Origin of the sequence: Streptomyces sp. LS1784 (assembly GCF_020103755.1) — a bacterium.
Taxonomy (GTDB): domain Bacteria; phylum Actinomycetota; class Actinomycetes; order Streptomycetales; family Streptomycetaceae; genus Kitasatospora.
On sequence record NZ_JAHSQD010000025.1, the window covers coordinates 1 to 14,878 of the forward strand.

11 protein-coding genes are annotated in these 14,878 nt (G+C 67.9%); 7 read left to right on the top strand and 4 right to left on the bottom strand.

The window, feature by feature from the left end; translation table 11 throughout:
* From KS423_RS05710 to KS423_RS05720, 3 genes are all read right to left on the bottom strand, one after another.
* On the bottom strand, nucleotides 1-915 hold a 915-nt coding region (locus KS423_RS05710), incomplete at its 3' end, for an acyltransferase (RefSeq protein WP_224275637.1).
* 135 nt (nucleotides 916-1,050) lie between these two features.
* Entirely contained in the window at nucleotides 1,051-2,787 is a 1,737-nt protein-coding gene (locus KS423_RS05715; RefSeq protein WP_308020140.1) for a cellulose synthase catalytic subunit, read from the bottom strand.
* Between the two features lie 246 nt (nucleotides 2,788-3,033).
* The gene (locus KS423_RS05720; protein WP_224275641.1) at nucleotides 3,034-3,600 is read right to left on the bottom strand and encodes a GNAT family N-acetyltransferase; all 567 of its coding nucleotides are present in this window, start codon (nucleotides 3,598-3,600) and stop codon (nucleotides 3,034-3,036) included.
* Between the two features lie 334 nt (nucleotides 3,601-3,934).
* Between KS423_RS05720 and KS423_RS47205 the strand changes: the two genes are divergently transcribed.
* Nucleotides 3,935-4,345 carry a GH25 family lysozyme gene (locus tag KS423_RS47205; protein WP_263454529.1) on the top strand — a complete coding sequence of 137 codons (411 nt, stop codon included), beginning with the start codon at nucleotides 3,935-3,937 and terminating at the stop codon, nucleotides 4,343-4,345.
* Between the two features lie 81 nt (nucleotides 4,346-4,426).
* Nucleotides 4,427-5,581, top strand: a complete 1,155-nt coding sequence (locus KS423_RS05735; RefSeq protein WP_224275645.1) for a tyrosine-type recombinase/integrase — start codon at nucleotides 4,427-4,429, stop codon at nucleotides 5,579-5,581.
* Nucleotides 5,582-5,640: 59 nt separating this feature from the next.
* On the opposite strand, the gene KS423_RS05740 is transcribed toward KS423_RS05735, so the two are convergent.
* Complete coding sequence (locus KS423_RS05740; RefSeq protein WP_224275649.1) at nucleotides 5,641-5,832, bottom strand: AlpA family transcriptional regulator; 192 nt, start codon at nucleotides 5,830-5,832, stop codon at nucleotides 5,641-5,643.
* 504 nt (nucleotides 5,833-6,336) lie between these two features.
* Between KS423_RS05740 and KS423_RS48405 the strand changes: the two genes are divergently transcribed.
* The 5 genes from KS423_RS48405 (at nucleotide 6,337) to KS423_RS05765 (ending at nucleotide 14,821) form a co-directional block, all read left to right on the top strand.
* Nucleotides 6,337-6,612, top strand: coding sequence for a transposase (locus KS423_RS48405; RefSeq protein WP_224275652.1), 276 nt, complete (start codon nucleotides 6,337-6,339; stop codon nucleotides 6,610-6,612).
* Between the two features lie 207 nt (nucleotides 6,613-6,819).
* Nucleotides 6,820-8,373, top strand: coding sequence for a hypothetical protein (locus KS423_RS05750; RefSeq protein ID WP_224275655.1), 1,554 nt, complete (start codon nucleotides 6,820-6,822; stop codon nucleotides 8,371-8,373).
* The gene (locus KS423_RS05755) at nucleotides 8,370-9,182 is read left to right on the top strand and encodes a hypothetical protein (RefSeq protein WP_224275658.1); all 813 of its coding nucleotides are present in this window, start codon (nucleotides 8,370-8,372) and stop codon (nucleotides 9,180-9,182) included. The genes KS423_RS05750 and KS423_RS05755 overlap by 4 nt, the downstream gene beginning before the upstream one ends.
* Nucleotides 9,183-9,200: 18 nt before the next feature.
* On the top strand, nucleotides 9,201-13,661 hold the full coding sequence (locus KS423_RS05760; protein WP_224275661.1) for a hypothetical protein: 4,461 nt from the start codon (nucleotides 9,201-9,203) through the stop codon (nucleotides 13,659-13,661).
* Complete coding sequence (locus tag KS423_RS05765) at nucleotides 13,658-14,821, top strand: Wadjet anti-phage system protein JetD domain-containing protein (protein ID WP_224275663.1); 1,164 nt, start codon at nucleotides 13,658-13,660, stop codon at nucleotides 14,819-14,821. Before KS423_RS05760 ends, KS423_RS05765 begins: the two co-directional genes overlap by 4 nt.
* Nucleotides 14,822-14,878: the final 57 nt, after the last annotated feature.

Sequence of the window (14,878 nt, forward strand, 5' to 3'; positions counted from 1 at the left end):
CAGGGGCGCGAGCACGGCCGCGAGGCCCAGCCAGCCGAGCACCCGCAGCGACCACGCCACCGGACGCCGCTCGGCGCGGGCCGCCGGAGCCGAGCCCGCCAGCGCCGCGCAGGCGCCGGCCGCGAACTCCCAGAGCCGGCTGCCGGTGGAGAAGTAGGCGAGCGGCGCGGAGGTGGCCGTCCAGCGCAGGCAGAGCGCCAGCGATACACCGCCGACGGCCACCGTGGCGAGGGTGATCGCCACGGTGCGGCGGCGCCCGTACAGGTAGCGGGCGAAACCGAGCAGCAGCACGCCCCAGAGCAGGTAGAACTGGTTCTCCACGCCCAGCGACCAGAAGTGCTGCAGCGGGCTGGGGTCGTGTTCGGCGGCCAGGTAGTCGGTCTGCCGGCCGACGAAGCGCCAGTTGGCGAACTGGCCGGCGGAGGCGATCAGGTCGCGGGCGAGGTCGGTGCCGCGCAGCGGGTCGAGCAGGGCGCCGCCTGCGACGGCGGTGGCGACGAGCACGGTGGCGGCGGCGGGCAGGATGCGTCGGGCGCGGCGGGCGGCGAAGTCCCACAGGCCGATCGGGCGGCCGACGAGCAGGCCGGTGATCAGGAAGCCGGAGATGACGAAGAAGACGTCGACGCCGATGAAGCCTCCGGTCAGGCCCGGGACAGCGGAGTGGAAGGCGAGGACGGAGAGCACGGCGACGCCGCGCAGCCCCTCGATGTCGGGGCGGAAGGCGGTGCGCCGGCGGGCCTGCCCGCTCTCGGCGACGGTGGCGCGCTGCGGGGCGGCGAGTTCCCGGTCCACCCGGACGACGCCGGGCAGCAGTTCAGCGGAACCGGAGGCGGAGGCGGAACCGGAGACCGGAGCGGGTTCCGGTGTGCCCGGTGTGGCGGCGGAGGAGGACGACGGTGGTACGGCCGTTGACACGGCGGTGCTCCTTGCAGGGCTGGCAGCGGTGGTCGGGCCCGCCGGGCCGATGGGGCGGCCGGGCGGTCTCCGCGCCGGTGGGGCGACGCGCAAGGAAACTCAACAATCAGTCGGTGGAGCAGAACTGACGAGACATCAGAACATCAGCGGATCGGCCCAGCCGGAGGCCAGCAGCCCGCACAGCAGCAGTACGGCGGTGACGGCGACGGCCTCGGCCCGGCCGAACCCGAGGTCGGAGCGGCCCCGTGCGGGCGCGGCGACCTCGCCGACGGCGCCCTTGCCGCGCTTGTTCCCGTTCAGCAGCGGCCACAGCTCCCGGATCAGCGGGATCATGGTGTACGCGGTGAGCGCGAGCAGCCCGGCGAGCGCCCAGTACGGCCGCCAGCCGTACAGCAGCGCGGCCCGGACCAGTCCGGCGGCGCCCGCGAGGACGACGAACCCGAGCCAGCCGACCCCGATCCGGGCGACGGCGCGGGCGAGCGAACTGCCGCCGGACACGGCGCCGGTGGGCACCCAGTCGGCGGAGCGGCGGCGCAGCGCGTGCGCGATGGCGACCACGTGGCAGAGCCCGCCGAGGAGCTGGACCCGGGTGACCTCGAAGCGCCAACGGGTGCGCGACATCGCGGGCAGCAGCACCAGGGCGACCCAGATCGGCGGCAGGAACGGCAGCACCTGCCAGGGCTGGATCTCCTCGGGCCGGAAGAACAGCATGATGAGGGCGGGCAGCGGCACGGCGAAGACGTTCACCGCGCTGGTGACGTAGCCGAGGATGCCGTTCCAGAAGCAGAGCCGGGCGGATCGGGAGAGCGGCCCCCGGCGGAAGTCCGGGTCTCGCACCAGGGCCAGGGATCCGAGGCACCAGCGGTACTGCTGGCTGATGAAGGCCGGCAGGCCGGTGGGCGACATGCCCTTGGCGACCAGTGCGGGGACGTAGCGGGTGGCCCATCCGGCGCGGGCGAGGGCGAGGCCGGTGTAGAGGTCCTCGCTGTGGTCGATCTCGGCGAACCCGCCGATCCGCTTCAGTGCGGAGCGGCGGTAGAGGGCGTTGGTGCCGCAGCAGACGGTGCCGTCCTGCGCGTCCCGGGAGGGCTGGATCCAGCGGTAGAAGATCTCCTGGGTGGCTCCCGCGGCGCGTTCGAGCCAGGACATGTCGGCGTCCGTGTCGAAGCACTGCGGGCTCTGCACGATGCCGACCTCGGGGTTGTCGAGGTAGGGCACCAGGTGGTGCAGGAAGTCGGGGCGGGGGCAGAAGTCGGCGTCCAGGACGGCGACGATCTCGCCGGTGCCCTCGGCCAGGCCGTGGTTGAGGTTGCCGGCCTTCTTGAAGCGGCCCCGGTCGGGGCGGGCGCGGTACAGGAAGCCGTAGGACTCGGCGAGTTCGCGCACCTCGGGGCGGCCGGCGTCGTCGAGGACCAGGACGGTGAGTTCGCCGGGCCACCGAACGGCCGAGGTGTGCCGGTAGGCGTTGTCGAGGACGGCCAGCGGTTCGCCGGCGGTCGGCAGCAGCAGGTCCACGCTCGGGGCGCGGGCGGGGCTCCAGGCGCGCAGCAGCAGGTCGTGCGAGTCGCGGGTGAAGCGCCGGGCGCGCTGGCCGTCGGTGAGCGAGAGCAGCCAGGTGGCCGCGTTGAGCACGGTGAGCACCAGGAACGGCCAGAGCAGCGGCCGGCTGAGGGCGAACAGGCCGAGTGTGGCGGTGGCTCCCGCGTAGGACAGGGTGGCGCAGAGCAGTACCCAGCGGCGTTGCGGGCCGAAGTACCAGTAGAGCTCCTCGTCGTCGGGCGGACCGGGCAGTCGGTGGCCGTCGGGGTCCGCGGGTGTCCGGCGCGGACCGGTGTCGGGTGCGGGCATGGCGGTGCCATGGAGAACGGGCATGCGGAAATGGCCCCCCTGGGCAGCGGACGGAACGTGGCCGTTCGCACCCAGCTTCTCACATTGGCCTAGACCAATAATGAACGAGGTGTGACATCTCCGCATCGCCCCAGCTCACCGACTTGACAGCGCGTCACCTGCGGAAACCCGGTCGAGCGGGACTGAACCGGACCCCGAGGGCGAGCCGTTTCAGCAGGCTTCCAACTCCCTGTCAAAGCCGTCGACTTCCGCGTCCAGCCGTCGACTCCCCTACGCCGCCCTCAACTCCTTGACGAGGTGCTCGAACCGGAGATCCGGCCGGAGCGGGATGCCGAACCGCTCGTCGTCGTACGGGAACGGGCTGAACTCGCCGGTGCGCCGGTAGCCCCTCCGCTCGTACCAGGCGATCAGGTCGGCGCGCTGCTCGATCACCGTCATCTCCATCGCACCGACGCCCCACCGTTCGACGGCCAGGCGCTCGGCCTCGGCCAGCACCGCCCGTCCGATGCCCCCGCCCTGGAGCCCGGGGCGCACCGAGAACATGCCGAAGTAGGCCCGCTCACCGCGCCGTTCCAGCTGGCAGCAGGCGAGCATTCCGCCGTCCCGCTCGGCGAGCAGCACCAGGCCCTCGGCGTGGCTCACGGCCTGTGTGACGGCCTCCGGGTTGGTGCGCCGGCCGCCCAGCAGGTCCGCCTCGGTGGTCCACCCGGCCCGGCTGGAGTCACCCCGGTAGGCGGACTCGACCAGGTCGACCAGCGCCGGGACGTCGGCGGGCGTGGCGGGCCGGAACGCGGGCTCCCCGGCGGGCCGGGCGGAGTCGGTGGCGGTCTCGGTCATGGCTGGTCCTCTCCTCACGTGCGGGGCCGCCCGCGGTGGCCGGCCCGCGGGCATCGTGCCACAGCGGGCCGCGCGCTCCCGGAACCGCCCCGAGCCCGGCCCGGCGGCCGCCCGCCGATTCCCCGGTCCGGTTTCGCGGCCGACCGGCCCGGCAAAACCGGCAACGCCGGCTGCCGGTCATGACGTTCCGGCACATGTGACGTGCGTTCACCATGTGAAAAAAGATGCCTGGCGGCGGTAACAGGTACATGACTACTCTGCGGTACGGCCGGTCAGACCCCGGTCGTACCAGGTCATTTCGACCTTTCCCCCGTTCGGAACCAGAGGAGTGTCCATGCCCCGCTCTTCCCGCTCCGCCCGCACCACCGGCACCGACGGATCGGCCCGCCGCCGCCTGCCCGCCCTGGCCGCCCTGGCCGCCGCGACCGCCCTGGCCGCCGGTGTCACCGCCCCCGCCTACGCGGCCGAGCCCGCCTCTGTTGCCCCCGTCGTCGAAGGCCGCCCCGGCTTCCACCCCGATCAGGACTTCGCCGGCTCCACCGTCGCCGCCCACGAGGGCCGCGGCACCGCCGCCCCGTTCGCCTCCCTCGCCGCCACCCAGACCCCGGGCCTGGACGTCTCCGGCTACCAGGGCAACGTCAACTGGTCCTCCGTGTCCGCGAACGGTGCCAAGTTCGCCTACGTCAAGGCCACCGAGGGCACCGGCTACACCAACCCGTACTTCGCCCAGATATCACGGAAGTGACGTTTCCGCCCAGCTCAGGGGCATGATCGACCATCCGGGGTCAGCAAAATGTCAGCAAGACTCCCGGAGGTTCCGACCACCATGGCGACCACAGGCCTCACCCGCGGCATGGGCAGCTTCTTCAAGGAGTGCGAGCACGCCGAGTCCCGCTGGAGCAAGTGCCCGCACGAGTACAAGATCAGGTACCGCAACGCGGCGGGGCGCCAGACTGAGGAGTCCGGCTTCGCCACCCAGGACAAGGCCAAGATCCGCCTCGCCGAGGTCTACCACGCGCGGAAGAACTCCCCGCAGAGCCAGCGCAAGGCGGAGCGCATCCAGAAGTACGGGGTGATGCACTTCTCCGACTACGTCGCCGAGTGGCTCAAAGGTCAGCGCGATCTGAGCCCCACTTCACTGCGGAATCTCGATGCCCTTCTGAGGAACCACCTCCTCCCCGCCTTCGGCAGTCGCCGCATGGGTACGTTCGACCACAAGGTCGTCGAAGCGTTCATCCAGTCCATGGAGCGGAACGGCATCGGCATGGCCACCCAGACCAACGTGTTCATCAGCCTGAAGACCATCCTGCTGGACGCGCACCGGCTCGGCCTCTTTGAGGACAGCCCGCTTGACGGGGTCAAGGCACCTCAGTACGACCCGAAGCGTGCGGCGATCCCGTCCGTCACCCAGCTGCAGCAGATCCGAACCGCGGGCGACGACGCATTCCGCTTGGTCACGGACCTCATGAGCGGCTGTGGTCTGCGCAACGGCGAAGCGTATGCCGTCAACATCAACAACATCGTCGCCGACGACGTCTACCGCGTCACCGAACAGGTCAACCAGGCCACCAGTGCCTACGCCCGCTTGAAGCATCGCAAGGTCGGTGAGTACCGCGACGTTCCACTGCCGGCTCGCACCAAAGACTCCATTGAGCAGTACGCCGATACGTACGGAACGGTGGATGGCTACCTCCTTCGCAATCCCAAGGACATCACCCGGGCCATTCCGCACCACGTCATCGACAGCCAGTGGCGGAAGATCAAGAAGTCCGGCCTGGCCGACATCCCAGAAGGGATGGTGCTCTACGGTCTCCGTCACTTCTTCGCGTCGAACTGCCTGAGCAACGGCATACCGATCACCGACGTCGCGGAATGGATGGGCCACCGCAGCGTCGACGTCACCTTCACGATCTACCGCCACCTCATGCCCGGCTCCATCAGCCGAGCTGCCCAGCTCCTCGATCTCGGCCTGGCCACCTAAACCCGCTGAGAGGGCCCGCCATTGGGGCGGGCCCTCTCAGTTCTTTGAAGACGCCATGCTCAGGGTGCAGGCATCTTCTGCTGCTTCACCCATGCCTGCACCTCCGACACCTTGAACTGAAGCTTCGCATTCCTCCCGCATCCGAACTTGTACGCAGAGAGACCCAGCCGAGGGGCCTCGCGATAGACCCAGGCAAGAGACATATTCAGATACTCTGCTGTCTGCTTGACACTCATGAACTGCTCGGGCATGGATATCTCCTCTGTTCGGCTGATCCGCAGCAATCATCGAAGACTCGCCGGTTTTGGCCATGCCGCTTAAGCCTGGTAATGGGCACCGATATCACCGCACGTCGGCCGGGACCACCGTCAGCCATGCACTGTCCGTCCTCGTCCTGCTGGCAGTCGGCGACCGGGTCAAAAAACTCGAGGTCGCCGACATTGCAACTTGGCGGCGAGCTTCTGACTGGCCATGGCTCCGCGGTCGAGCTCAACGAACGCCAGGGTGCAGCGTCCGAGCCACCCGCCTGCCGTGCAGTACAGCAGGCCAGGATGCGGCCGTGGCACCGGCGCGGTCCGAGACAACAAGGGCGTCGACTTCCCCGAGTCGATATCCGAGTTGCGATCCCGGGCCGCCCCGAAGGGCGTGCGAACGCGCCGCCCTTCGGGGCGACCAGCTCCACAAGGAAGGCGTTTTTGTCTCCTGGCGCCTGTTCGTGCCCGCCGGGTGGGCCAAGGAGACCGATCGGCGCAGGCATGCAGGGGGCGCCGGAGTTGATCAATGAGGCGACCGCCTGGGGCCTTGAGCCGAAGACTGCCGTCGCTGATGGCGGCTACGGCCAGATCATCGCATTCCACCAGGGCCTGGCCGAACGCGGCCTGGACTTCGTCCTCGCCATCCGCTCGGACGAGTCCGCCCATCCCGGCAAGGTGGTCCCTGGAGTTCCACCGTGCGGTTGGACACCCAAGTCGCCGGTCGTGCCAGCGGGACCGAATTTCCGCCACCTCCCGCCAGGCCTGCGACGCGGGTGAAGGCCTCCCCAGCGCAATCGCCAGTCGCCCCAGTCCACCGGTTCCCCTTCCTCTCACCAGCACGAACACAGCCCGTACGCGACGCAGCACCCCAAGAGGATCAAGCTTCTCGAAATAATCGCTTGACAGTTCGAAGGATGACGTCTTGTCAGTGGTGCCGTCTAGCGTCATAGGCGCGTCGGACATCTACGGAAGGGGCCCCTGCCAGTGTTCTTCGAGGAACCGATTGCGGTCTACGAAAGCCTGACCGCGCGGATAAAGGCACTGGCCGTGGTTAGCCCGATCGTCGCCCTCGATTCCAGCAAGGCAAAGACGGAGCGGGGATGGAACGGATACCTGCTTGCGGAACTGGCGCTGGCGGCTGTCGACTTCGTCGCCTTGAGCAGCGATATGGGGACAATGGTTCGCCAGGATGCGGTGGTCAAGGAAGTCTCCCGATACGCAGCTCTGCAGATGCCCGAGCGTCCAGAGAGCGAGCGCGAGGCCGTGGGCACGTGGATCGTCGAGCGTCTGATCAATGTTGAGGAGCGCGACCGGACGTTCCGGCAGCCCATCGGCGCCCTCGACGAGGATGGATTCTCCGTACGGGACTTCAATTTCCAGGTCCTCCGGGAGGTACCTGACGAGGTTGGGCGGGCCGCACTGGTGGTGACCGAGCCCGCGATCAACGTCCTGCTCCACGCCATCGACGTTGACGTCGCGTCCGCACAGATCGCAGCCGAGGCCCGACTGACCGCCATGTTGAAGCGGGCCCGGATCGAGGACGCGTTGCAGGCGGCATTACATGCCCGCAGACAGAGCGTGCGTTACGCGAAGCAGCTCAGCGACTGGACAGCCGCCATGCAGCGCAGCGTACGCGCTGTCAGCTGGACGAAGCAGGTGGACGAAGAGGTCGAGCTCGCCCTTGACCATGTCAAAGCACGCTCCGAAGCCGAGACCGCCATGCAGCAACGAGTGCGTGAGCTACTCGAGATCACCGACGATGAGCGAAAGCGCCAACAGCTGATCGATCTGGGTGAGCTGCTCGCCAACTGCCTGAACCGCCACGCAGCGCTTACCAATCTGCTCCTTCAGCTCGGTCCGGAGTTCCGCCGGCAGCAGGACCGACAGGTCTTCGTCGCGCCCGCACTGCACACGCGCGTCCACCTGGAGGACCAACTTCTACGGCCTGTCCTGGAACTGTCGATAGACGCCGCGCATACCCCACTGGCGACTTTCACCCGCGCGGCACTCGGCCCCAAGCGCCCGCACGTGCTTTACCTCCCCGACTTCTTCGTCGCCCTGTGCCGGGTCACGGAGAACCAGCTGCTGAAACCGGCAGCCGTTCAAACCGAGCACGAATGGGATGAATCAGCCGACGAACCCTCGTTCAGTGCAGAACAGGAGCAAGAGGCTGCAGACATCCTCGGCAACGTCCCCGCGACAGGACTTCGCTTGTCGGCGATCCTGCAGCAAGCACGCCTCAACCAGCCAGGCAACCACCAGCGATGGGGGACCGACGACCTGGTCGCGCTACGTGTCCAGGAGCTCTTCCGCAATGTCCCCGTCACCGGCCTGGCCGAAGGGAAGGAAGTCGTCATCGCGGTAGACGACGGCGCGGAACTCGACGACGAGCGGTTCGGAGGATCCGACTTCCTCGTCCTGCGCACACAGGCAGGCCCGGCCGATTCTGTGGACAGCTCGTCCGCCACTCTTCCCATTCCCTCTCCCCGCAACCCCGGCGACTCTGCCGACCCCGTGTTCGCAAAGGACCAGGCATGACGAACGACGACGTGGCGGACGCCACCCGCATGATCGCTATGGCCCTGGGCCGAGGCCGAGCGCCAGCACGATCGAGCGAGTACGCGAGGCTCGTCCAGCGCTACCACCGAGACCCTGAATATGCCCACATGGTGCACATGGCCGCGAAGGGGTTCGATCTGACGGTTCTGGACGTCGACCACCGTGCGGGACTAATCCTGGGCACGACCGCGGAGACCACACTCGCCCTGCCGGTCACCGAGCTGGTGCCCGTTCCCCAGGACCGCCCGCTGTACCTGCTCGCCCAACTCGCGATCGCCACCCTTGCGTTCCCCCGCCCGCAGGACTTGGACGACGACGAGTTCGTGGGCCGCGTCACCGTCAGCGCCGTGGACGACTTCGTACGTGCTCACGCTTTGGCGATCGAGCAACGCATCAACGCTGCGGGCGAGGACCAGGATCCACCAACCGGCCAACCGGGGCTGGAAGCACTGTGGCGGGCGTATCTACGACGGAGCGCAACGGGAAGGACCAAGGGTGACAACACGCCGATCGCAGCCAGCCGCAAGATCGTCGAGCGCGCGCTGAAGCACCTGGTCGAGTACGGCTTCATGCACAAGGTGGCCGGCGACGGTGAGGACAGGTACGTCACGCACGTGAAGTACCGCGTGCAGATTCGTGAACTAGCGGCCGGCGAGTTGTTGGGAGAACTTGCGGGCTTGGGCATCTCACGCCTACCGAGCGGCAACCTTGACCGCACGCCCGGCGATCCGGCTGGCCCAACGCCCATGGCAGCTGGCTCTTCTCTCGCCGAGCCCTCTTTCGGCTGACCGCAACAGGAGTCCATTGTGTACGAGTTGAACCGTGTCCTGCTGCGCAACTTCGGCCCCCGTGACGCCCGGTACGAGTGGGTCGACCTCGACCTGTCCGGAGTCGGGGAGCCGGTGTCGGCTGGCGCCTTGGTCCCGGACGCCGGCCATGTTCAGGAACGGCCATCGCCCGCGAGCCTGGTGATGCTGCAGAACGGGGGCGGCAAGGGCGTGCTCCTCACCGCGATCATGTGCACGACCATCCCCTTCCACCACAAGGATCTCGACGCGCTGCGTAGCTTCGTCATCTCGCCCGTGCAGCCGTCGCATGTCGTGATGGAGTGGGCCGACGTGCGAACCGGCCGCCTCCTGGTCACCGGTCAGGTCCTCGCGCCAGCATCGGACAAGAACCTCAACAGGCTCTTCTACAGCTTCCACCCCGGTGCCGCCCTGACCGCAGACCGTCTGCCCTTCCACAACGATGGCGTCTGGTTGTCGTTTGAGGACTTCTGCACCGAACTGCGCGATCTCAAGGCCCGCAATGAAGGGCTGGGCCTGCACGAGGAAGCCGGCCAGAAGGAGTGGGAGGCGCACCAGAGCGGCCTCGGTCTGGATCCGGACCTGTTCAACGTGCAGCGCGCGATGAACGCCACGGAGAGTGGTGCCGCCAACGCCTTCACCACGAACACCTCTGGTGCTTTCGTGGAGTGGTTGCTCAAGAAAGCAACCGGCGATTCCGCGAACGAGGCGGTCGGGACGATGTTCACGGGGTATGCGGGAGCAATCTCCCAGTACCAGCTCTGGCAACAGGAACGCGCGTTCGCCCTCGACATGCACCAGCACTGCCAGCAGGTCGACGAGGCCCACAAAGCCCGGCGGTCGCATGCAACCCATGCAGCGCAAGCCGCGGAGGACCTCGCGGCGCTGGCCTCAACGCTCCTTGCACGGGACAGGCAACTGGCGTGTGAACTGGAGCGATGCACCACCCGTCTCGGGCAGGCAGAAACCGAGCATCGCGCGCGGGTGCGTGTTCGGGACACTGCCGACAACGCCCTGCGTCACGTCGAATGGAACAGCCTTCGGTTGGACCTGGCTGCCCTCGCTACCAAGCGGGTGGATACCAAGACGAAGAAATCGGAGGTACAACGTGAATGCGACGCTTGGGCCCACGTGCCATTGGCCCTGGATCTCGCGACCGCTCGCGGGGCCTTCGAAGGTACCCAGCTCGCCCTGACCCGGGCCGAGGGAGCCATCTCGTCATATGCGATGGCTGCCGATGTCGCCGCAGCCCGGCTGCGGATCGGCCTACGGCAGGAAGAAGATCGCGTCCGGGAGCAGATCCGCGGCTTGCAGGAGCAATCACGGGTCCGCAGTGAAGAGGTAAGCACCTGGCGTGCCCGCATGGGTGACCTGCGTAGCCTGGACGGTGCCGCCGAGAGCGAGACAACAAACCTGAGCAAGTACGTCGCCCAGTTCGAAGCTGACCTCCAGCAGTCGCGTGAAAGCCGGGATGTGTTGCCCGGGGAGGAGGCGGCCGACGCGGCTACCCGCGTTCGCGCCGCGGAACGAAACCTCAAGGAGAAGGCCGACAAGGCGAAGGCAAGCGTCGATCAGGCCAGGACAGCCACCTCCAGCGCCCGGGGCGCGCTATCCACGACCGAGAGGGCCGCGACCATGGCCGCCGGCACCGCCGACCACGCAGGCACGGTCGTGGACAAGCTCCGGACCCGAGCCCGACACATCCAGCGCGATCCCCTCAGCGCTGAGCTGCTGGAGGCAGATCTCGACGCGACCGACGACGATCCCGTGACCTGGATCGCCGCAAGCGCACAGCCGCTACAGGAGCTCGCCCGCCATCGCCAGGCAGCCCTCGAAGGAGCCCTGGTCACCCGAAGGCGCAGCCTGGAGCGGGACCGGGAGTACCTCGCCGCCCTGGACACCAGCTCGGGGCTGCTCCCAGCGCGCATCCACGTCCGCGAGGTCTGCGCCATCTTGCGCGAGAACGGCATCGGCGCCCACCCCGGCTGGATCTGGATGCGTGACAATCTGCCTACCGAGCTTCACGCGCAGGCCGTGTCCGACCATCCGGAGTTGGTGGACGGCGTCATCGTCGCCGACGAGTCGGCGTTGGACAGGGCGTGTCAGGTGCTCCAGCAGCGCCGTCCCCTGCCCGCAGCGGCCGTGGCGATCGGAACTGGAGACCGGTTCGCCAACACGGTCCCCAGCGACCAGTCGGGCCGGACCGTGGTCGAGCCCACACCCGCGATGCATGACGAACTGGCCGCAGGGCGCGAGCGGGAGATCGTGGAGATTCGCATTCGGGAGACCTCCGAGGACCTCCAGCAGCAGGAGACCCGACGTGAGGCAGCGACGGACCTCCTGAGTGCCCTGGCCCGCTGGCAGGAGGAGATCGGCGAGGTGTCCGTGGAAGAGCGCCTCGAGGAACTGAATAGTCTCCAGGCCGCAGCCGAGCAGGCCGAGCAGGCGGCAGCGGAGGCCCGAGAGCACGCGCAGGCATTGGAAAGGGCTGTCGGCGAGGCTGAGGCGGATCACGAGATGGTTGCCGCCCAGTGGGGGGCCCAGCAGAGGACGGCAGAACTCCTGGAGCAGTTGGCCGGTCGCGAGGCCGAAGCCAACCGGGCTGCCGATCGGATCGCCGAACTCGAACGACTGACCGATGGCCGGCGTCGCGAGTTCGAAGAACTGGATGCGGCTTGCTCCAGCGCGGAGGAGGAGAGTCTTCGCCGGGCCGCCAACGTCCAGCGCTACGAGATGGAGGTATCCGGCTACCGCCGAGAACGCGAGGAGATCACTGCCACTGATGTGACCGAACGTAGCCAGGCGCAGTCCGGTGTGCTCGATTCCCTGCCCGAACTGCGACGGCAGCACAAGCAGGCCCTCTCGGACTTGCGAGCCCGAGCGGTCGGCAAGGACCTTCGCGAGCGAGCCCGCATCGCGGAGGAAGACCTACGCACGTGTCAGGCGCTGTGGGACAAGGTTCCCGAACCAGTGCGAATTCAAGCAGAGATTCTTGCTCGCGACGCGCGCGCTGATGACGCTGTCCAACGAGACGCTCTCGTGTGCAGCCTCACTGAGCAGTCCACCCGACTCCAGACCGAGGTGGATGCCCTCAATGCGGAGCACGCTGGCGTCCAGGTGCGGCTCGAGCAGGCCCAACCCCCAGTCGGTCGCGCCTGGCTGGAAGACGAGCCTGCGCAGGAATGGACTCCCCGTGACCAGGCGGAAGCTCAGAGGATGCTGGGGAAGGCCCGAGTCTTGAAGTCCGACGCCGTCCGAGCCGCGCGCACGGCCGAGGAGTCTCTCGCCGACGCGCGCCGGGCCAAGCAGCAGGCCGACCGCGAGCTCAGCACTATCGCCCCGGTCCTCGCGCTCTTCGAGGCGGCGGTCAAACGCATGTCCCTCGATCAGGAGGCCGAGCCCTACTCGGGGTCGCTCGAAGGCGCGGACTCCCACGTTCGCGAGGCAGTGGAACGTCATGCGACGGCCGAGAAGCAGAGCGTCACCGCCGACCGTACCGTCGAACGCGCGGTGGCCGGTTTGAAGGATGCCGCCTCCAACGTCGCCTACGAGCGCCTCGACATCCCTCTGCGTACGCAGATCTCCGGCCTCGACGGCAGAAAGATCCCGCCTCTGGCCGCGGACTGGGTGGACGCCCTCGCCGAGCGCACCGCCGTCCTGACATCGCAGCTCAACGGCGTCGAGGAGGTACGCGACACCCTCGTCCTCCAGCTGGCAGGACGCGTCTCGGAAGAGCTCAAGAAGCTCGACCGTGCCAGTAGCTTCTCTGTCTTCCCCGACGGCGTCGGGCGCTGGTCAGGCCAGCGCTTCCTGACCGTCAAGTACCAAGTGCCCGAGCAGCCGCTACTCCACGGGCTAATCCGCGAAGCGGTCCAGGAAATGGCAGCCGCCCCCAACGCCCGCAACCTGAAGGGCACGGACGTCGTGATGCGGTGTCTCCACCGAGCCGTCCCGCGCGGCTTCAGCGCCAAGGTGCTCAAACCGACTGCCTCGCACACCATCGAGCACGTGCCCGTGGAGAAGATGAAGGACGTCTTCTCGGGCGGTCAGGAGCTCACCGGAGCCATCCTCCTGTATTGCGCGCTAGCCGCGCTGCGGACCTCACCGAGCCCGCGCAGCCGAACCCGGCACGGCGGCCTCCTCATTCTGGACAACCCAATCGGTCGCGCCAACGCCGACTACCTTGTTCAAATCCAGCGCGAGATGGCCTCGGCACTCGGCATTCAGCTGCTCTACACCACCGGACTCGGCGACGACAACGCCACATTGCGCTTCCCCCTGCGCATCCAACTGCGCAACGATGCCGAAGCCCGCAGCGGCCTGTCGCTGGTACGCGTCGAGCAGCGTGTTCACGCAGCACTGGTCCCCCCGCCCCGGGTCGCGCCCGACCCAGATTCGCCCGAGCCCGCCGGCTACCTCAGCGCGGCCCGGCTCTACACCAAGGCAGAGGCCGGACAATGAGCGCATCAGACGACAAGCCAACGCTCTCGCTGTCTCCTGCCGCCGCGCGGCTCAGTGACGCTCTGCAGGCCATGAATGCCGCCGGCAGCACAGTCTCGCGAACGGCCTTTACAGCGGTGTTCGCCTCAGCTCTGCCCGGTCTGTCCCGGAGCAGCAATAGCCGCCTCAGTCTCGCCACCCTGCTCATCGAACTTTCCGATGCCCGACTCGTCACCCTACCCGCGGACCCTGTGAAGTGGGATGCCGGGCGCCCACCGCTGCCCGACAACGTCCGGATCGTCCGCGCCCGACCTGCCCCTGCAACGCCTCGTGAACAGCGTTCATGGCGCCCCGAGCTGAGCTGGGCCTCGACCGCGCGCATCACCACGGCGCAGACCGATGTCCTAACAGCGATCAACCGATGGTTCCGCGACACGAGCAGTAAGGCAGAAGCCCGGCACCCACTATCGCTGCGCGAGCGCTCCCACGAGATCTTCAACGACGAGAAGCGTCTCGACACCTTGATCGGCGGAGCACTCTTCGGCCCCGGTCGGCTCGACCTGGAACAACTCGCCACCTACCGGGAGCCACCACCGCTCGCCTATCGGCACCTCGGAGCAGGCGACACCATGCTCGTGATCGAGAACAGCGACACCTTCACCACCCTGCGCCGCCTACTCCGGTCTGACCCCGGCTGCATCGGCTACATCGCCTTCGGCGGCGGTCGCGCCTTCGAAGCATCGGTCGCCAGCATCACCGAGCTCCCCCAGATCCACCGCATCCTCTACTACGGAGATCTCGACGCGGACGGCCTGTCCATCCCAGCCAGAGCATCCGTCACCGCAACGCTCCTCGGCCTTCCGCACGTTGAACCAGCGGAAGGCTGCTACGAGCTCCTTCTCACCCGTCCTCGCAGCGCGGCACCCAAGGTCGACCCAACCCGTGCCCGGCTTCTCGCGGAATGGCTACCGTCCGCCCTTCAAGACCAGGCACTTGCGGTGCTCTCATCAGGCGGCCGTATCGCCCAGGAAGCGGCGAACTTGAACCATCACTCCACGGACCAGAACTGGCTCGCCATCCGGAATGCTGCTGCCCCCACCCTCCACGGCCTCTCCCCACGGGTCAACGCCAACCAGGAAGGAGATCCTCCCGAGCAAGATGGCTCTGTACCGCATACTTGATCTTCTACCGCGTGTTTGGCTGGCTGCACGGCCGCTCCTCCGCTGCGAATAACGCCG